At 46.5% G+C, this 18453-nt stretch carries 15 protein-coding genes and 1 tRNA gene; 7 read left to right on the top strand and 9 right to left on the bottom strand.

Features of this window, described 5'->3' with window-relative positions:
- Positions 1-42: 42 nt before the first annotated feature.
- The 4 genes from OI18_RS01100 to OI18_RS01085 form a co-directional block, all read right to left on the bottom strand.
- Positions 43-960, bottom strand: coding sequence for a helix-turn-helix domain-containing protein (locus tag OI18_RS01100; RefSeq protein WP_039136279.1), 918 nt, complete (start codon positions 958-960; stop codon positions 43-45).
- A 27-nt stretch (positions 961-987) separates the two neighbouring features.
- Positions 988-1377: a RidA family protein gene (locus OI18_RS01095; protein WP_039136277.1), complete on the bottom strand. Its 390-nt coding sequence runs from the start codon at positions 1375-1377 to the stop codon at positions 988-990.
- Between the two features lie 204 nt (positions 1378-1581).
- Positions 1582-2664: a mannose-1-phosphate guanylyltransferase gene (locus OI18_RS01090; RefSeq protein ID WP_039136275.1), complete on the bottom strand. Its 1083-nt coding sequence runs from the start codon at positions 2662-2664 to the stop codon at positions 1582-1584.
- Complete coding sequence (locus tag OI18_RS01085) at positions 2664-3632, bottom strand: KpsF/GutQ family sugar-phosphate isomerase (protein ID WP_039136273.1); 969 nt, start codon at positions 3630-3632, stop codon at positions 2664-2666. Before OI18_RS01085 ends, OI18_RS01090 begins: the two co-directional genes overlap by 1 nt.
- A gap of 343 nt (positions 3633-3975) precedes the next feature.
- On the opposite strand from OI18_RS01085, the gene recQ reads away from it, so the two are divergent.
- Both recQ and OI18_RS01075 read left to right on the top strand, forming a co-directional pair.
- Positions 3976-6261, top strand: a complete 2286-nt coding sequence (gene recQ / locus OI18_RS01080; protein WP_082037803.1) for a DNA helicase RecQ — start codon at positions 3976-3978, stop codon at positions 6259-6261.
- Positions 6262-6367: 106 nt separating this feature from the next.
- A tRNA-Phe gene (locus OI18_RS01075) sits at positions 6368-6440 on the top strand.
- Between the two features lie 234 nt (positions 6441-6674).
- Here the strand turns inward: OI18_RS01075 and OI18_RS01070 are convergent.
- Complete coding sequence (locus OI18_RS01070; RefSeq protein ID WP_039136271.1) at positions 6675-7061, bottom strand: DoxX family protein; 387 nt, start codon at positions 7059-7061, stop codon at positions 6675-6677.
- Between the two features lie 107 nt (positions 7062-7168).
- Here OI18_RS01070 and OI18_RS01065 point away from each other — a divergent pair, with 107 nt between their 5' ends.
- Positions 7169-7564 (top strand): winged helix-turn-helix transcriptional regulator, encoded by a 396-nt coding sequence (locus tag OI18_RS01065; protein ID WP_039136269.1) that lies wholly within the window; start codon positions 7169-7171, stop codon positions 7562-7564.
- 391 nt (positions 7565-7955) lie between these two features.
- Here the strand turns inward: OI18_RS01065 and OI18_RS01060 are convergent, their stop codons facing one another.
- Complete coding sequence (locus OI18_RS01060) at positions 7956-9929, bottom strand: glycoside hydrolase family 97 protein (RefSeq protein WP_240312691.1); 1974 nt, start codon at positions 9927-9929, stop codon at positions 7956-7958.
- Between the two features lie 52 nt (positions 9930-9981).
- Here OI18_RS01060 and OI18_RS01055 point away from each other — a divergent pair, with 52 nt between their 5' ends.
- On the top strand, positions 9982-11394 hold the full coding sequence (locus tag OI18_RS01055) for a cation:proton antiporter (RefSeq protein WP_052272752.1): 1413 nt from the start codon (positions 9982-9984) through the stop codon (positions 11392-11394).
- On the opposite strand, the gene OI18_RS23530 is transcribed toward OI18_RS01055, so the two are convergent.
- Positions 11372-12049, bottom strand: a complete 678-nt coding sequence (locus OI18_RS23530; protein WP_052272751.1) for a VOC family protein — start codon at positions 12047-12049, stop codon at positions 11372-11374. The two genes, OI18_RS01055 and OI18_RS23530, sit on opposite strands and share 23 nt — an antisense overlap.
- A 115-nt stretch (positions 12050-12164) precedes the next feature.
- Positions 12165-12554 carry a hypothetical protein gene (locus tag OI18_RS01045; protein WP_039136264.1) on the bottom strand — a complete coding sequence of 130 codons (390 nt, stop codon included), beginning with the start codon at positions 12552-12554 and terminating at the stop codon, positions 12165-12167.
- 178 nt (positions 12555-12732) lie between these two features.
- Between OI18_RS01045 and OI18_RS01040 the strand changes: the two genes are divergently transcribed.
- The 3 genes from OI18_RS01040 (at position 12733) to OI18_RS01030 (ending at position 16307) form a co-directional block, all read left to right on the top strand.
- Positions 12733-13083 (top strand): single-stranded DNA-binding protein, encoded by a 351-nt coding sequence (locus OI18_RS01040; protein ID WP_039136623.1) that lies wholly within the window; start codon positions 12733-12735, stop codon positions 13081-13083.
- Between the two features lie 72 nt (positions 13084-13155).
- Positions 13156-15393 (top strand): helix-turn-helix domain-containing protein, encoded by a 2238-nt coding sequence (locus OI18_RS01035; RefSeq protein WP_039136262.1) that lies wholly within the window; start codon positions 13156-13158, stop codon positions 15391-15393.
- Complete coding sequence (locus tag OI18_RS01030) at positions 15390-16307, top strand: DMT family transporter (RefSeq protein ID WP_039136260.1); 918 nt, start codon at positions 15390-15392, stop codon at positions 16305-16307. The genes OI18_RS01035 and OI18_RS01030 overlap by 4 nt, the downstream gene beginning before the upstream one ends.
- On the opposite strand, the gene feoB is transcribed toward OI18_RS01030, so the two are convergent.
- Positions 16304-18433 carry a ferrous iron transport protein B gene (feoB, locus tag OI18_RS01025; protein ID WP_240312690.1) on the bottom strand — a complete coding sequence of 710 codons (2130 nt, stop codon included), beginning with the start codon at positions 18431-18433 and terminating at the stop codon, positions 16304-16306. The genes OI18_RS01030 and feoB overlap by 4 nt on opposite strands.
- Positions 18434-18453 lie beyond the last annotated feature (20 nt).

Here is an 18453-nt window from a genome sequence, read left to right as displayed (position 1 = left end):
ACGGGGGGTAGCATATCGATTTTATATGGTAAATTTTTCTGATTAACCCGGGTTTTTTGCCTGCTCGCGGTAGTCAGAGGGACTTACCCCAACTTGGTGACGGAAGAATTTTGCAAAGTTGGAATTGTCCTTGAAATGAAGGTAATATGCCACTTCGGCCACAGTCATATCCGTATTCTTAAGTAAAGACTGTGCTTCGAGCACAAGTCTTTCCCTTACGAGCTGCGCAGCTGTTTTTCCTGTTTGCTGCTTCAGCAGGTTGCTGAGATATGTTGGGTGCAGGTGCATTTCATTTGCTACATATTTCAACGTAAGCGCCTTATCCATGTTTCCCTTGTTCAGCTCAATAAAGTAATTGTTGAGTGAATGCAGGAAATTATTCAGGGTCGTGTCTTTAGTGGAAGTCTGCGGATTATTCTGAGAAAACGCCGCCTTGCATTCGTACAGGAAGATATTGATATAATGGAACAGCATCTTCATTTTTTCCGGGTGGTCACTGCGGAGAAGGACATACATATTGTCGAGATGGCTGCGGAGCAGTTCCTGCTTTGCCTGGTCCGGGTGAACCACCATTCCGTTTTCCGTATGGAAAAACCGGAACTCCCTGAATATATATTCTCCCTGCGGATACTGGAAGATAAAGTCAGGTGTAAAGAACAGGATATATCCTTTCCAGTCGCGAACGTTGGAATACTGCCGGATATGCCAGGGTGATGTGAAGTACAGCTGGTTAGCGGAGATATCATACGCCTCGTTGGAGATACTTAATTTGAAATTGCCCCCGGTAACGAAGCCTATCACGAATGCATTCAGTCTGAAAGGGTTTCCTGCACTGTCCTGGATGAGGTTCGGGATCTCTTCGAACTTTTGTATATCGAGGTGCGGAGATGTTGGTTCGATTGAACTAGTATGTTTAAAGGAATCAACGAGGTTTTCATAATAGGTTACCTGCTTCTGCATGAGTTGAAATTTGGATAGGAGGTTGTCCTAACTGGTTACAATTGCTGTGGCTTCAATTTCTATAAGATATTCGGGAGAAATAAGTGCGGAAACTTCCACCATTGTGGTACAGGGCCTGATACGGGAAAAAAACTCACCGTGTGCCCTTCCGTATTCTTCCCATTTACTGATGTCAGTGACGAAAAGACGGGTCCTGACAACGTCCTTCAATCCGGAACCGGCACTTTCGAGTACGCGTCCGATCTTTTCGATGATGAATTTTGTCTGGGTATAGGGGTCGCCTTTGCCTACCACTTCGTTGCTTTCGTTAATGGCGACCGTGCCGGTAACTTCAATAGTATTACCAACCTTTACAGCCCTGCTGTATCCAACGATGTTTTCCCAGGGAGCTCCTGAAGAATAATTGAACCGGGTCATGATGCTTGGTTTTACTGGAATATAACCCCCGCCGAAACAAATTCGTTTGCTGCGACGGAAAAAAAGGGCAGGTAGTTTTGGGTCAGAATGCCTGCTGGCAATCTGTGAATGTTACTGGTAAAAATAAAATACCCGGCGCAAATATCGCCGGGTATTTTAAAAAAATGATGAACGGTAAGAATTACGAGTTGCTGGAATGCCGCGTCACAGGTACTTTTCGCCCTTTTTGCGCTTTACTTCAGCAACATATTCCTTAATCTCCTGCTCTTTGGTTTTCTGGCAAACCAGCAGTACATCCGGGGTGTCAACAATAATGAAATCATCAAGTCCCTGGAGCAATACAAGCTTTTCGTCAGGCACATGAACCATGCATTTCTTTGAGTCGATAACCACCACATTATTTCCCGCAACGGCATTATCAAAATAGTCTTTGCTGAAATTATCGTAGGCGCTGTTCCAGGTTCCAAGGTCGCTCCAGCCGAATGATGACGGAATTACGTAAACATTGTTGGCCTTTTCCATAATACCGAAATCAATAGAAATATTGGTGCATTGCGGGTAGATGGCTTCCAGCGCTTCCTTTTCTTCCTCGGTATTGAACTTGTCTTTTTCTGCCACGAATACCTCGTACATTTCTGGAAGGTAATGCTCGAAAGCCGTGAGAATATTTTTAACCTGCCACACGAAAATCCCGGCATTCCACAGAAACTCGCCACTCGAAAGGAACGTTTTTGCGATTTCCAGGCTCGGTTTTTCAGTGAAGGTCTTCACTTTGTAAACGTTGTCCGTGATGGAGTGCTGTTCAAACTGGATATATCCATAACCGGTATTCGGATGCGTGGGCTGGATTCCCAGGGTAATGAATGCGTTGTGTTTGCCAACAAAACTCAGGGCTTCCAGGCAGACTTTCCTGAAAGCCATTGTGTCGAGGATCAGGTGATCTGAAGGTGCAACTATCAGGGATGCCTGCGGATCTTTCTGCATCAGCTTGAAAGAAATATAGGCGATACAGGGTGCTGTATTTTTTCGTGAAGGCTCCCCAAGTATATTCTCCTTTGGAAGATTAGGAAGCTGCTCTGCAACTATATCCGAATACTCATCGGAAGTCACGACGAAAATGTTTTCTGCCGGAATGAAATCAGCAAACCGGTCATATGTCCATTGAATAAGGGTCTTCCCCGTATTCAGGATATCAAGGAACTGTTTGGGGTAATTGGTACGGCTCATTGGCCAGAAACGGCTACCGATGCCTCCTGCCATAATGGCCACATAATTGTGCTTGTTCATTAGATAAGACCTTCTTTTATTAAATCGTGCAAATGTAGGACGCCCAGGTATCTTTTATTGTCGTCCGTTACAACTAACTGTGTGATATCGTGTTTCCTGAGAATGTCAAGGGCATCAATTGCCATTGCATCGGCAACGATGGTTTTAGGGTTGTGGGTCATAATATCCTGCGCATGTACACCCTGCAGCGGAATATCGTTTTCCAGCATTCTGCGCAGGTCACCATCTGTGATTACACCCAGGACACTTTCCTGTGGATCAACAACAGTTGTAATCCCCAGTCTGTTGCCCGAGATGGAAATAATGATTTCTTTAAGCGCGGCATCGGCTGCGACTGCCGGACGCTGGTTGTGAACATACAGGTCACGTACCCGCAAATAGAGCTTTTTTCCAAGGTTTCCTCCCGGGTGGAATTTGGCGAAATCCTGACCATTGAAGCCGCTCAGTTCCATCAGGCAGATCGCAAGGGCATCGCCCATCACCATTTGCGCTGTGGTGCTGCTGGTAGGTGCCAGGTTATTCGGGCAGGCTTCCTGGGGAACCGTTGTATTGAGCACAATGTCTGCCTGTTTTGCCAGGAAAGACTGGTCGTTACCAACCATGCCGATAAGAGTGTTCCCGAAATTCCTTAGAAGCGGAACCAGAACTTTGATCTCCGGACTTTCCCCGCTTTTGCTGATGACCATAACCACGTCGGCAGATTGCACCATTCCCAGGTCGCCGTGGATGGCGTCCGCAGCGTGCATGTAGAGTGACGGAGTACCGGTAGAGTTCAGGGTGGCTACTATCTTTTGCGCGACGATGGCACTTTTGCCAATGCCGCTGACTACCAGCCTGCCTTTGCTGTCGTAAACCGACTGTACGGCCCTGCAGAAATCTTCATTAATGAAAGCCTGCAGGCCGTTGACCGATGCGGTCTCCAGCTCGATGGTCCTGCGGCCAATGGCCTGAATCTGTTGCGTGTTCATAAAGCGGGACAAAAGTAACCAATAGGTAATTAAGTGAAAAGGTCATTCAGCGCAATCTTTGCGAAACACATTAGACGTTTATTTAAACTGTTTGTTGTTTTCCCTCAGGGACTGCTTATAACCGGTTATAATCGGATGAATCCGGGTATAGGGTTTATATATTAACAAATCGGCCTAACTACCGGCTTATTTTTTTATTAATTTCGCCATCCTTCCATTAAAAGTGGCATCATCTGCAGGAAACATTGGCAGTGGCCAGTTTATCGTTCTTAACCAGTAACCAGCCGCTTTTTTTGGTATCTTATGAGAGTCTGTATTTATGTGAGTTTGAAAACCAATGCGCATGGCAACATCTACAAAATCCCGAAAAACCACCGCAACAAAACCTGCGGCAAAAAAACCTTCAGCAAAATCTAAACCGTTAAGTGCGGAAAACCTGTCATTGACTGACGCACTTCAGGAGCATTTCGGCTTCAATAAATTTAAAGGTCAGCAGGAGACTATCATCAAGAGTCTCCTCAGTGGTAAGGATACATTCGTGATCATGCCGACCGGCGGCGGAAAAAGCCTTTGTTACCAGCTACCGGCTATGGTCCTTCCCGGTGTGGCTATAATTGTTTCACCGCTTATCGCACTGATGAAAAACCAGGTGGACCTGGTTCGAGGTTATAGCAGCAAGGATGACATTGCACACTTTCTGAATTCGACGCTGACGAAGAAAGAAATCAGGGAGGTGCACGACGACCTTCTGGGCGGCCGGACCAAGTTGTTGTATGTGGCTCCCGAAACACTGACGAAACAGGAAAACCTTGAGTTTTTCAGTGACCTGCAGATCTCCTTTTTTGCTGTGGACGAAGCACACTGTATATCGGAATGGGGACATGATTTCCGCCCGGAATACCGCAGGCTTCGTGAAATGATGGACCAGATCAATGAAGAAATTCCCGTTATTGCACTTACCGCCACAGCGACTCCCAAGGTGCAGAGTGATATCCTGAAAAACCTGGGACTTCGCAACCCGGAAGTGTTTATTTCGTCATTTAACCGCGACAACCTTTACTACGAAATCCAACCGAAGATCAAAAAAGAGCAGACCATTAAAAACATGGTCCGTTTTATTGTCCAGAATAAAGGCAAGAGCGGTATCGTATATACGTTGAACCGTAAGACTACTGAAGAGCTGGCAGAAGTGCTGGTAGCAAACGGCATTAAGGCGGTGGCGTACCATGCGGGGCTCGACAGCAAGCTCAGGGCTGAACGGCAGGACCAGTTCCTGAATGAAGATATCCAGGTTATTGTGGCTACCATTGCGTTCGGAATGGGAATTGACAAACCGGATGTACGGTTTGTGATTCATTATAATATTCCGAAAAGCATTGAAAATTATTACCAGGAAACAGGCAGGGCCGGGCGTGACGGGCTCGAAGGAAACTGTATCCTGTATTATTCCCATAAAGATGTCGCCAAACTGGAGCACCTGATGCGCGACAAGCCCCTGAGCGAAAGGGAAGTAGGCGCCCAGCTGATCAATGAAACGGTTGCTTATGCCGAAAGCGGCGTTTGCCGTCGAAAGATCCTGCTCAGTTATTTCGGCGAAGAATGGGAAAACGGGAATTGCGGTCATTGCGACAACTGCCGGAATCCCAAAGAGCAGGTTGAAGCAAAAGAGAATGCGGTAAAGGTCCTGAAGCTGGTGAAGCTGCTTGACGAAAGATTTGCAACAGAATACACAGTGAATATCATGATTGGCCGGCTTACTCCGCAGATCCAGATGTTCCGCCATGAAAGCCTGGAAATGTTTGGTGCAGGTAAGGACAAGCCGGATCATTTCTGGAGCACGTTGATTCGCCAAATGCTACTTGCCGGCTTCCTCTCAAAAGATATTGAAGACTATGGCGTGATCAAAATAACAAAAGCCGGCGAGGCATACCTTAAAAAGCCGAAAAGTTTTAAGATTGTCCTCAATAACCTTTTTGAAGACGCTAATGAAGATGACGACGAGGGCGTTGAAACTGGAGGCGGAAGTGCTTCTGCAACTGACGAGAAACTATTTGAGCTGCTGAAAGAACTTCGCCAGAAAGAAGCGAAGAAAAAGAGCCTGCCGCCATTTGTGATATTTCTTGAAACTTCCCTTCAGGATATGGCCACAATATATCCGACAACTGTTGCAGAACTGGATAAATGCCAGGGAGTCAGCAAGGGTAAAGCCATCCGCTATGGCAAGCCCTTTGTTGAGCTGATCGCTAAATATGTGGAAGAGAATGACATCGTTAAACCTGACGATTTCGTGATGAAGAGCGTAGTGAATAAAAGCGGGCTGAAAGTATATATCATCCAGCAAACGGATAAACGGATCCCGCTTGAAACCATTGCCCGCAATAAGGAACTGCGGCTTGATGCACTGCTGGAAGAGATGGAAACAATTGCAGCAAGCGGAACAAAGCTCAACCTGGATTACGCTATTGATGAAATGCTCGATGAATATGAACAGGAAGAAATCCTTGATTATTTCAAGGGTTGTGAAACATCATCTTTGCAAGTGGCACAGGAGGAAATGAGCGATAGCAATTTTACCTGGGAACAGCTGAAGATCATGCGGATCAAGTTCCTCGCACAGTATGGCATGTAAGCAGGAATTACTTTTTGTGAAAATAATGTTCACAATCCGAGGTTTTTTATGTTAAACCTCCTATTTTTGCGTCCCGATTTGATGGTAACACCGTCTTATCACGGATGGTGCGGTAGCTCAGTTGGTAGAGCAAAGGACTGAAAATCCTTGTGTCGCCGGTTCGATTCCGGCCCACACCACAGAAATGAAATCAAACCGCTTAAGCAATCTGCTTAAGCGGTTTTTCTTTTTCCTCCCTCGCCGGCTTCGGGTTAACCGGCGGCAATAGCGTTACTGCGCTAATGAATATCCTTATTATGATTTTTTCGTTCCGGTACAGAAACGATAAGGATTAACCACAATTAAAAACCCCGCAATTGTGATTTACGGGGTTTCGCGTTACACCTCAATGGGTAAGGACAGGCTTATACGCTTTATGCCGATGCTTTAAACCTCAGGCTCTGCTGCTGCGATTTGTTGTAGGAAGCAAAGGATACAGCCAGGATAGCCAAAAAGACCAGCGGCATAATCCGTGCTGAAACCGGGTCACCCGCTGCTGTATGCGCAATGAATGCCGAAATAAAGACCAAAGCGAAACCGGAATATGCCAGTTGCCTGGCCAGCAGTCCAACTGGTGCCAGCAACAGAACAACACCAATGATCTTGGCTACAGCCAGTTCAACGCGGAAGTGAGAAGGGTATCCCAGGTGCTCAAATGCCTGCGCCATGATCGGTTGGGTCAGGTAAGCCAGGGCCGAGTAGGTCATCATCAACGCCACAATGCCGGTGGATATCCAGTAAGTGATTTTTGTCGTTTTCATTTTTTATGTGATTTGTGTTCACAAAACTACCTACCTTTGGTTACTAGAAGTTACTAGTATACTAAAGGTTAGTAGTAACCATTAGGTTAGCGGGTAAAAGACAAAAGATGGAAAATCCAGGAGTAAATGAGCCACAACATTCGACAAACGCATGTACAGCAGCCCTGTCAGCGGTCGAAGACACGCTTTATGTTATCGGCGGGAAGTGGAAGCTGAAGATCATCATTGCAATCAAAGAACATGGCAGGATGCGGTTTAATGAGTTGCAACGAACAGTTGAAGGCATTTCGGCCAGGGTGCTCTCCAATGAACTGAAAGATCTTGAGCTGAATGGCTTTATCAAACGGAATGTGTACACCAAATCGCCGGTAGTAATCGAATACCAGCTTACAGGGTATAGCGACACACTTGATGGCCTGCTGAAGTCTCTTGTGGAGTGGGGAACGATGCACCGTGAAAAAATAAGGCAGGATAGCCGGCAGGCTGCAACCCAAAATAATTAATAATACAAAACCCCGATCGTCAAACGACCGGGGTTTTTTTGAGGGATTGGGGGTACAATTAATTTATACCTAAGTCGGAGTTCATTCCCGTTGGCCACTTTCTCCCCTTCAAAATAATATAATGGATAGGTCTGGTAACTGATCCTGCAATAAAAGTAAAGTTATCATTGGGGGTAGAACGAAGGCAGACATGCCAAACGCTGACGGATGTGGTATACTACTCAAAAACATTGCCAAAGCAAGTTTCCCGTTTTGGGAAATGGGGCATAACTAACTAAAAATCATCAATTGTTGGTTGGGAAACTATTTGATTTTTAATCTGAATTCTGCAGAGTTGGAATCTAAATCCCCATTTCTGATGTAAACCAACCCAGCTCACAGCAGCGGAATCTTATTGTTTTGTCAGCCGGAGGAGAAATCCGCCCCCGGGTGCCATCCGGATTGATTTTGTCTTATTTTTCTGTGTCCCGGTTTCCGTAGTGATCTGGTAATCGGCAGGATACCTGTCTGAGTTGATACCATCCTGGCAAAGTGTAGCCTGGTAAGTTCCATCTTCCAGGAAATCAAACTTAATATCTGCATCGCGTTGAGTCCAGTCGTTCATTCCACCCACGTACCAATCCTTTCCTTTTTTCCGTGCAGTGAGGATGTATTGGCCGACCCGGGCGTCGATGATTTTTGTTTCATCCCAGGTGGTTGGGATACTGCCCAATAGTTCCATGAAGGCTGGTTCAAGGTGAGCCTGGGAAGGGTTACCTGAAAAGATAGGTACCGGGTTATCATACACAAGGAACATAGCCAGCTGGTGACAACGTGTACCCATACTCGCCACATGCTGGTCATTTGCCCTGAAACCCTTACGGGTAGCATTGTTAAGGATCCCCGGCTCATAATCCATTGGTCCTGCAAGCATCCGGGTAAACGGCAGTACAAGGTCATGATCCGGGGTCACTTTATCGCTCCAGATATTATACTCTGAACCCAGTACTCCTTCTGTGGATACGACATTGGGATAGGTGCGGTTTAATCCTTTGGGAGCAAAGGCACCATGAAACATCAGCATGATCTTCTGGTCCGCAAAAGCCTTAGCCATGCGATGATAGAACCTGACAGCCAGCTGATCGTCGCGGTCAATGAAGTCAGTCATTACAAAATCCACACCCCATTTTTTGAACTGCCGCAGCGCGCTGTCCAGTTGCCGGTCGAGTGTCATCGCCAGTGTCCACATGCTGAGCCTTATTCCATTTTCCCTGGCATAAGATGAAAGTGAATCCATATTCAGGGCGGCGTTCACGGCAAAAAGGTCACTATTATCACTCCACCCTGCGTCGAGCATGATGCGTTGAAACCCGAATCTTTTGGCAAAATCGATATAATACTTGTAGGTGGCTGTATTTATTCCCGCCCTGAACGGCACATTGAATAAATTGATGCCGATGATCCATTCGTCTGTTCCTTTTCCTGGTTTGATCCATGAGGGGTCCGTTAGTTTTGAGGCGGCGCCCAGGCGATACACGATGTCTGTTGACGCAAGTTCCCTGTCTTCTTTTGCTATCACAGCTATACGCCAGGGAAAGGTCCTGTTACCGGATGTTCTTGCGATATATTCAGCCCGACGGGTAACGATCCGTTGAGGAAATTCACCGGGATTCACTTTTTCTTCGAGTGGATAAGGTGCAAATACAGCATCAAGCGAATTGCTGTTTTTTCGCTGCAGGAACATACCGGGATAATCATCTAGGTCAGATTCAATGATTGCAATCTTCGGGTTTTCGGTCGGCGCGACAAGCACTGGCGAATACGCGAGGGCAGTATCACTCAGTGAATCGAGCCGGGTCACCCGGTACAGTTCTTCAAAGCTGGTATGGAAGATATCGGCATTTTCGCGTTTACTGATAACCGGGAAATAAATGGTTGGTTGACCAGGCAGGTGAAATGATGCGGTTTCCTGCCTTACAATAATAGAGTCCCGGAAAGATGTGATGATGCGGTAAGCCACTCCATCATCATATGCCCTGAATGCCACGCTGAAGGGTTGGCTGAAACGAATAGTTACCTGGTTATAATTATCGCGAATCACCCTTCTTTTTTCGGGCACAGGAGAAATGATGCTGTCCCGCACCCTGGACAAGCTATGGGACTGTATTGACCCGGAAGCGGAAATTGATTTTCCGTCATCCAGTAGCATGTCAATTGTGGAAGGGCCTAAGATCGTCTTGCCGTTGTGGCGAACCAGGTATTTGAGTTCCTTTTCTTTCCAGATCCTGATGGCAATATTTCCCGCCGGCGAACTTAGCTGCAGGCTGTCCCGTGCTGCAGCGGCCGACGAAATTAAAAATGTAATGGCAAGCAAGGTTACCTTCATACTTTCCATTTTAGGTTGAATTTATCGTTTTCTTTGTTCTATTAAGTCGCTTATGAAAAGATACGTACTGGTTTACCTGTCGGTGTTTCTGGCATTCATTGCAATGATGTGGCTGATCGTTCTGCGTGGTGAACAACTTGTGAAACATACAACAGCAGAAATCAGCAAGTCGGCTGACCAGGGAATGTGGGTTCAGTTGAAATACAACCTTGAGCATCCGCTGAGCAAATTGCTGCTCCAGATCATCGTTATACTCGTTGTTGCCAGGCTGGTTGGAGTTCTTGCAAAAAGGAGCGGCCTGCCTTCGGTTGTAGGTGAAATGTTTGCGGGAATCATTCTAGGCCCTTCACTATTCGGCTGGCTTTTGCCGGAAGCGTCTGCATATGTTTTTACCAAAGGCTCGTTACAGCCATTGCAGTTCCTTAGCCAGATCGGGCTCATTCTTTTCATGTTTGTGATCGGGATGGAACTGGATATCCGGAAGGTTCAGCACAGAGCGAAAGCGGCAGTAGTTATCAGTCATGCAAGTATAGTCTTCCCATATTTCCTGGGTATGCTCCTCGCCTATTTCCTTTACCAGGAATTTGCCGCGACGCGTACCAGCTTCCTTTCCTTTGCTTTGTTTATGGGTATTGCGATGAGTATAACGGCCTTCCCTGTACTTGCACGGATCCTGCAGGAACGCAAGCTGACGCAAACTCCCCTTGGATCACTGGCCATAACCTGTGCGGCGGCTGATGATGTTACCGCATGGTGCATTCTCGCTGTCGTGATCGCAATCGTTAAAGCCGGTGGCCTTATTGGCGCCGTCACATCCATTCTGCTGGCAGCGGTTTTTGTATTCTTAATGCTGTTCCCGGTGCGCCGCTGGGTGGCGAAGTCTGTTGACTACCTTTCTGCAAAATATCCGAACGGGCAACCTGTAGTGGCACTTTCGTTTTTTGTTTTGCTGACCAGCGCATGGCTCGCTGAAATCATCGGAATTCACGCCTTATTCGGAGCGTTTATTGCGGGGGTTATTATGCCGCAGAATGCACTGTTCAAGGAAACACTGACGAACAAAGTGGAAGACCTTAGCGTGTTGCTTTTATTGCCGGTATTCTTTGCATTCACCGGACTGCGCACAGAGATTGGGTTGTTGACAGAGGGGCATTACTGGTGGACCTGCATCCTTATAACCCTTGTGGCAGTTATCGGAAAATTCGGGGGTAGTTTTTTAGCTGCGCGCTGGGTTGGGCAGGACTGGAAAGATTCGTTATCGATCGGAATCCTGATGAATACGCGTGGACTGATGGAACTGATTGTTCTGAATATAGGATATGACCTTGGAATATTGTCACCCGAAATCTTTGCCATGCTGGTTATCATGGCTATCCTGACCACCGTAATGACGGGTCCGCTCATGGACCTGGTGGAGTTTACTTTCAGGAGAAGAAACAGCACTAAAGCAGAAGCTGCTGGGTAAAATGATATTGGTCGTATTGAAGTGGAAGTCCCTCCCGCTCAAGTGTTATCGATGCAGGCATGGGCAATGCAGGTGAATTTGTCGGGAACCAGTTCCGGTGAGGTGGTACTGAAATAAGTAAACCTTCTTCATCGCCTATCGCTTTGAAATCAGGCCCATATTCCTTCCAAATATCCAAGTGCAGGTGTTTGCGGGCAACTTCCACGAATCCGGGCAGATCATACACGACGATACCCATTTCGCTGATACTAAAAATGTCTTCAACGGAAAAAGCTCTCACGGGATCGGAGGGATAGAGGTTGAATCTTGCAATAAATTCAAGAATGTTGCCATCAGGATCTTTAAAATATACTGCGCGCGCATTCCAGTCAGTGAAATCGTGGATCAGCACATTATCTGCAACGATCGGACTGATATCATTTTTATCGAGGAAGGCGGGGATACCGGCAAGTGACGCAGTTGCCACATTGAAAGCAAGGTGGTAAACAGATGGCAGCGGGTTGTTCTGGCTTTGGAATGTGAGTATGCTTTTGCCGGCGCGAATGCTGAATGATTCGGATGACTGATGTACGCCTGGCATGCCGAGCTGCCCGGTATAGAACCGAAGCTGCCGGCTGATATTGTTTGTCCTGAGTATCAGTTCGGTGATCTGCATACGGTTTTCTGAAGGTACAACACACCTCGATTTTTCCTGTCTTTTATGACGAGGAAAAAGTTTTTCGTCAGGAAAGAAAGTGCACCGGTTTCCGGCCGGACGAAAGAGCTGATGACTATGTTGAAATCCGGGATGTATGCTCGTGCCTGAACAGCAGGTACTGTTCGTCGGGCAAGGGAGATAAACCAAACTCGTAGCAAAAAAAGACCTGGCGTCCATTTTTATCGGTGAGCAGATGGGTGAGGTATTTGAACTGGAATCCCTGTTGAACCAGGTATTCGCGTGAAGTTTGCGCAGCAGGATGGCAGGGTGGGATGGCGTCTGAGAGTATGCGCCTGTTTCTTGCAAGTGCGTAGTTGATATTTTTGACGACATTATTTTCCCCTGAATTCCGTTGATTGTTGAAAGCGCTGCGACAGGCATCGTCGCAGTATTTTTTGTCTGTCCGCCCTTTTATTTCTTTGCCGCACCAGTTGCAGTTGCGTTTTTCTGTTTGCCTGTACATTTTTTTCTGCCAAAATAACCGGCTGCCGGTTTTCACACAACCGTTTAATAACGGTTATTATCGGTTTTATTCAATTATCATCCGGTTCTTATTTCCACTCCCGGCGATCTTTACTTCCAGATGCGACAATGGAACTTTTATTTAATAATCACGGCAATTGCCGTAAAAAACAATGGGTATGAGTGCGAGTAAGAACAAAGTGCAGCTGGTGGGTTATCTTGGTGCGGATCCTGAAATCAGGGTCACCACTACTGGGAAGAAAGTGGCGAGGTTTAATGTTGCCACGAATGAAACTTACCAGAACAGCCAGGGTGAGAAAGTGACCGAAACACAATGGCATCACCTGGTTGGGTGGGGGCACCTTGCAGACCAGGCAGAGCAGGATCTGCGGAAAGGAATCGAGGTGTCTGTAGAAGGTAAAATTGTTTACAGGTCCTACCTTGATAAGGATGGGGTTAAGAAATACGTTACTGAAGTGAATGTATTTGAGTTCACGGTATTGGAGGCCGGTGCAAAACATGAAGTGTGAAAAACCATGAGGGTATGCCCGACGGGATTCTGATTCGGGCATGCCTTCCTTTATCAGTAGTTTTACAGTTATATGGGTACGGATTCGGGTAATTATCATTTTGATCTGGCTGCAAGGTATGTGCGCCATACAGGAAGGAATATTTTTCTGACTGGAAAGGCTGGAACAGGAAAAACAACATTCCTGAAATATATCCGTGACAATTGTTCAAAAAAAATCGCGGTTGTTGCTCCTACCGGTGTTGCAGCGATCAATGCCGGCGGTGTTACTATTCACACTTTTTTTCAACTGCCTTTAGGATCTTATGTGCCAACAGGATCAATCCCTGACAGCGGCGAACAGTTATTCAATAATCGGCAAACGCTGTTGAGAAACCTTCGACTATCATCAGCGAAACGGGAACTCATGCGTGAGCTGGAATTAATAATTGTCGATGAGGTGAGTATGCTTCGGTCAGACATGCTCGATGCCATGGATGCCGTACTCAGGCATGTAAGAAAGCATCCATACCAACCGTTTGGCGGAGTCCAGGTTTTGTTCATCGGGGACCTGTTTCAGCTTCCTCCTGTTGTGCAGGCAAAGGAGTGGACGTTTCTAAAAGAGGTATATGCCAGCCCGTTCTTTTTTGATGCACATGTTATGAAGGAAAACCTCCCTGTTTTCCTCGAGCTGAAAAAAATATACCGGCAGAGTGAACAGTTGTTCATTGATCTGTTGAACCGGGTAAGGAATAATATCCTGGAAGCGTCAGATCTGCACTTACTCAACAGCAGGTACAGGCACGATTTCGAACCTGGTCCGGATCAGCAGTTTATCACGTTGACAACACACAATGCCCGCGCAGATCATTTAAACCAATTGGCACTGCATAAACTCACTGCTCCTGTTTTCAGGTTCTCCGCTGTCATAACCGGTGATTTCTCGGAAAACGCATATCCTGCAGATCCGGAGCTGGAATTGAAACTGGGAGCACAGGTTATGTTTATCAAAAATGACAAGGGCGAAGACCGGCGTTATTTCAATGGGCTGCTGGCTCGGGTAAATGAAATTGACCAAAATACCATTAAAGTATCAATTGCTGGTCGTGACGAACTATTGGAAATAGAAAGAGAGACATGGCGGAACATCCGTTACCGGTATGACAAGTCCCGTGACCGCGTCGAAGAGGAAGAGCTGGGAACATTTTCGCAGTTCCCTATAAGGCTGGCATGGGCGATAACCATTCATAAAAGCCAGGGGTTGACATTCGACAGGGCAGTTGTTGATGCGGGATCTGCATTTGCGCCCGGACAGGTATATGTTGCACTCAGCAGGTTGACGAATTTAGATGGTCTGAGCCTGGGTTCGCGGATCACCCAAGCTTCGGTCCAGACAGACCACAGGGTGCTCGAGTTTATTTCAGGAGAAAAAGGATCGGAAGAGCTCGAACGTGAACTGTTGTTATCAGAGGGTGAGTTTATCCGGAACACTATGTTGAGCGCCTTCCAGCTGAATTCTTTGAAGGAGCAGGCAGAAATGTGGGTACTGGATACAGAAAAAAGAAATCCGGTCAGTATTAAAGCATTGGAGTGGGCATTGCGATTCCGGGAAGAAGTAAGGCAACTGGTTCCTGTTGCGGAGAAAACAATCGCGCACCTGCTGAAATATTATGAATCGGGAGACCAGGTATTGTCTGTACTTGCTGAAAGAACTGCGGCTGCAGCCAACTATTTTTCCATGGCGCTAAGACGGATCATGGATGGGTTGGACGTACATATGGAAGAAATGAAAGGAGAAAAAAGAACGGGTAAATATATAAAGGAGCTACAATCACTCAGGTCAATGTTTTTGATCCGGCTTGACTATATCGGGAAGTCGCAAAGCCTTTCACAGGCATTAGCTGCAGGAGACAGCCTGGACAGTCTGCTGAAGATGGTCGATAAACGTGTTGAAATCGAAGAAAAGATTGAGGAAGAAACCGAAAAGAGGAGTAAGAAAGGAACAGGGGAAAAACGGGTTAAGGGTGAAACCACGCGCTTAAGCCTTACACTCTTTATATCAGGTAAGACAATTGATGAGATCGCATTTGAACGGCACCTCGCAGCATCTACCATCGCAGGTCACCTGGTTGGTTTTGTTGAATCGGGAGAGCTCGACCTGGAAACCCTGGTAAGCAGTGAAAAATCAACTGTGATCAGGAATGTGATCAGGTCATCTGACAACAATCAGCTGTCGGTCATTAAACAAAAGCTGGGTGAACAATATTCCTATGTGGACATTAAAGCGGTAATCGCAAGAATCAGGTTTGAAAATCAAAAGGAGCAGGTATGAAGATATCAAGGTCCCATGAAGGTATCTATTATATGCTGCTTGCCGCGCTGGGCTTTTCTGTAATGGGCGCAGCTGCAAAAGTGATCAGGGAACAGTTTAATGCAGGGCAGCTGGTTTTCTGGCGAAACCTTATTGGTGCCATGGTTCTGGTTCCGGGATTACTTCTTAAACCACCAGTTAGAAAAATTGGTGGTAAAGATCGCTGGCTCATATTCCGAGGGTTCATGGGAACAGTAGCATTGTATACGCTGTTGTATTGCGTGATTGTTATGCCGCTCGGAACTGCAATGACCTACAACCTTACTTCGACTATCTGGATTGCCTTGTTTTCATTCCTGTTCTTTGGTGAGTATGCCGGCTTAAAGATCATCGGTGCTATTGCCATCGGGTTCACCGGTATGCTTTGCATATACCAACCCAATATGCAGATGCCATGGCATTATCATCTGATGGGATTGCTTTCCGGGATCAGTTCAGCAATTGCATACATTACAGTAGGTAAGTTGAACCGGTACTATGACGCAAGGTTGATTGTTTTGTCCTTCATATGTGGAGGAATCCTGATCCCACTCATGTCCATGTTGGTTAAAAATGTTTCCGGACTTCCTGAAGACGGGATTTTTCTGATTAGCTGGCGATGGCCGGATGGCTATGAATGGGCATGGATTGCGTTGATGGGACTGGCAGCACTATTCGGCCAATACTTTGTTACAAGGGCATATGGGGCCGAGCAGGCCAGTATCGTTTCAGCAATAAGTTATTCCAATATTATTTTTAGTATTTGCCTGGGATTGTTGCTCGGGGATGCATTTCCCGATATGGTAAGTTTTATTGGAATCCTGCTGATCGTAACCAGCGGAATAGTCATTTCCATTTCCAAAAGGACTCCGGCAAAATTGCCGCTAAAACATTAAAGGGTAATGGTAACGTCTTTAAAAATCTCGTATACAAGCAGGCTCATAAGGTAAGCGAGGGCTGTCATATAAATCAGCTGTACAACCGGCCATTTCCATGAGCGGGTCTCCCTGCGAACTATAGCCAGTGTACTCATGCATTGCATGGCAAACACATAGAACACCATCAGCGACAGGCCGGTAGCTAGTGTATAAACGGGTGATCCGTCTGCCTTCTTCGCCAATTTCATTTTTTCGCGCAGAAAAAGACCATCTTCTGAACTGTCTTCGCCAACGCTATACAGGGTTGCCATTGTGCCTACAAATACTTCGCGCGCAGCAAATGAAGTAATTAATGCAATGCCAATTTTCCAGTCGTATCCCAACGGCGCAATTACAGGTTCAATAGATTTTCCCAGGATCCCTGCATAAGAATTTGCAAGCCTGGCAGCGTCTTCTTCTTTTTCAAGTTGCTCAACGTTTTCAGGCTGGCTGCTTTTCAGTTGCGCATATTGGCTGGTAACAGCTTCCATGCGATTACCTGGACCATAGCTGCTAAGCGCCCACAAAAGGAGACTGATGACCATGATCACCTTACCGGCGTCAACAACAAAAATCTTTGCCTTCTGTACCATGGTGGTAAATATATTATTCCACCTGGGCGCCCTGTACATAGGAAGTTCTAGAATAAAAAAGCTTCTCTCCTTAATGTTGATGAACCATTTGGCGACCCAGGATACCAGCATAGCCATTACCAGCCCCAATAAATATAAGCCCATCATTACCAGCCCCTGAAGGCTTATAAACCCCGCGATCTTTTTTGCGGGAATAACCAACGCAATGAGGATGGTGTAAACGGGCAGTCTTGCACTGCAGCTCATCAGTGGTGTTATCAGTATGGTTAACAGGCGTTCTTTGGTATTCTCTATATTCCGCGCACTCATGATGGCTGGAACGGCACAGGCAAATGCACTGATCATGGGCATTACACTTTTACCATTAAGTCCCACCTTGCGCATAAGCTTGTCAGTGAGAAAGCTTATCCTCGCCATATAGCCGGTGTCTTCCAGAATGGTAATAAGCCCGAACAGGATCATGATCTGTGGCACAAATACGAGTATGCCACTAAGGCCGGCAACGAGACCATTGATCAGGAGATCGCTGAACCATCCTCCCGGCAGCGTTGTAGAAAGCCAGGAGCTGAAATTTCCGAATGCCCATTCGATGGCATCCATCGGGTATTGTGCGATCATGAAGACACTCTGGAACAACAGGAACAGAACTGAAAGTAAAATGAAATAGCCCCAGACACGGTGAAGTAACAGGTCGTCCAGCTTTTCGGTAAAAAGGCTTTTATGCAAAGGATCAGGCTCTGCAACCGTTTGCTGCATGATCAGCTTAATGCGGTTATACCTGTGAAGGATTTCTTCTGCCTGTGTTTTGGTATGGTTAAACTGGAACTCCTTTTCAGTCTCTTCAATATTTACCTGCAAAGAATCGTCCAGGCGGAAATGTTCATGATTGATGAGGTAGTGTACTGCTTTGTAATCGCTTAGTCCATGAACCAGTGTCTTTACTTTTTCAATAGCACCGGTAGCCAGTTCATTATTGGCAATAAAATCGCGCGCCGGGGATTTATATTGGTGACGCGCGGTTGCGGCCATCACTTTTTTCAATTGTGCAATGCCTTTGTTTTTCCTTGGGTTCACTGCAACCACGGGAACGCCAAGTTCGCGTTCCAGGCCTTCGATGTCGATCTCTATACCTTTACTTCTTGCCAGGTCCATCATGGTAAGCGCAACCACAACCGGCAATTTCAGGTCAATAATCTGTGAAACAAATAACAGGTTGCGTTTGAGGTTACTGGCATCTGCAAGCAATACCAGCATGTCCACCTGGATCTCGTTGTCCTGCCCCATGAGTACCCTATAGGTTACCCACTCGTCAGCTCTTTTGGGGTAAAGGCTGTAAGTGCCTGGCAGGTCGGTAATGGTGGACTCGACTCCTTCAGACAGGTGGCATTTTCCGGTTTTCTTATCTACGGTGACCCCGGGAAAATTCCCAACTTTCTGGTTTAAACCTGTTAACGCATTAAACAGGGAACTTTTCCCGCTGTTGGGATTGCCAACTAATCCTATTTGAATCATTCCTTCCGCCATTGGATAAG

The sequence above is a fragment of the Flavihumibacter solisilvae genome, assembly GCF_000814475.1.
GTDB lineage: Bacteria > Bacteroidota > Bacteroidia > Chitinophagales > Chitinophagaceae > Flavihumibacter > Flavihumibacter solisilvae.
Note: the sequence above shows the minus strand (reverse complement) of the source record. Positions and strands in the feature narration are given on the sequence as shown.

Bases quoted from the DNA above. Each gene is read 5' to 3' on its own strand.
- OI18_RS01100 (WP_039136279.1), bottom strand. From the start codon at position 960: ATGCAGAAGCAGGTAACCTATTATGAAAACCTCGTTGATTCCTTTAAA.
- OI18_RS01095 (WP_039136277.1), bottom strand. From the start codon at position 1,377: ATGACCCGGTTCAATTATTCTTCAGGAGCTCCCTGGGAAAACATCGTT.
- OI18_RS01090 (WP_039136275.1), bottom strand. From the start codon at position 2,664: ATGAACAAGCACAATTATGTGGCCATTATGGCAGGAGGCATCGGTAGC.
- OI18_RS01085 (WP_039136273.1), bottom strand. From the start codon at position 3,632: ATGAACACGCAACAGATTCAGGCCATTGGCCGCAGGACCATCGAGCTG.
- recQ (WP_082037803.1), top strand. From the start codon at position 3,976: ATGGCAACATCTACAAAATCCCGAAAAACCACCGCAACAAAACCTGCG.
- OI18_RS01070 (WP_039136271.1), bottom strand. From the start codon at position 7,061: ATGAAAACGACAAAAATCACTTACTGGATATCCACCGGCATTGTGGCG.
- OI18_RS01065 (WP_039136269.1), top strand. From the start codon at position 7,169: ATGGAAAATCCAGGAGTAAATGAGCCACAACATTCGACAAACGCATGT.
- OI18_RS01060 (WP_240312691.1), bottom strand. From the start codon at position 9,929: ATGAAGGTAACCTTGCTTGCCATTACATTTTTAATTTCGTCGGCCGCT.
- OI18_RS01055 (WP_052272752.1), top strand. From the start codon at position 9,982: ATGAAAAGATACGTACTGGTTTACCTGTCGGTGTTTCTGGCATTCATT.
- OI18_RS23530 (WP_052272751.1), bottom strand. From the start codon at position 12,049: ATGCAGATCACCGAACTGATACTCAGGACAAACAATATCAGCCGGCAG.
- OI18_RS01045 (WP_039136264.1), bottom strand. From the start codon at position 12,554: ATGTACAGGCAAACAGAAAAACGCAACTGCAACTGGTGCGGCAAAGAA.
- OI18_RS01040 (WP_039136623.1), top strand. From the start codon at position 12,733: ATGAGTGCGAGTAAGAACAAAGTGCAGCTGGTGGGTTATCTTGGTGCG.
- OI18_RS01035 (WP_039136262.1), top strand. From the start codon at position 13,156: ATGGGTACGGATTCGGGTAATTATCATTTTGATCTGGCTGCAAGGTAT.
- OI18_RS01030 (WP_039136260.1), top strand. From the start codon at position 15,390: ATGAAGATATCAAGGTCCCATGAAGGTATCTATTATATGCTGCTTGCC.
- feoB (WP_240312690.1), bottom strand. From the start codon at position 18,433: ATGATTCAAATAGGATTAGTTGGCAATCCCAACAGCGGGAAAAGTTCC.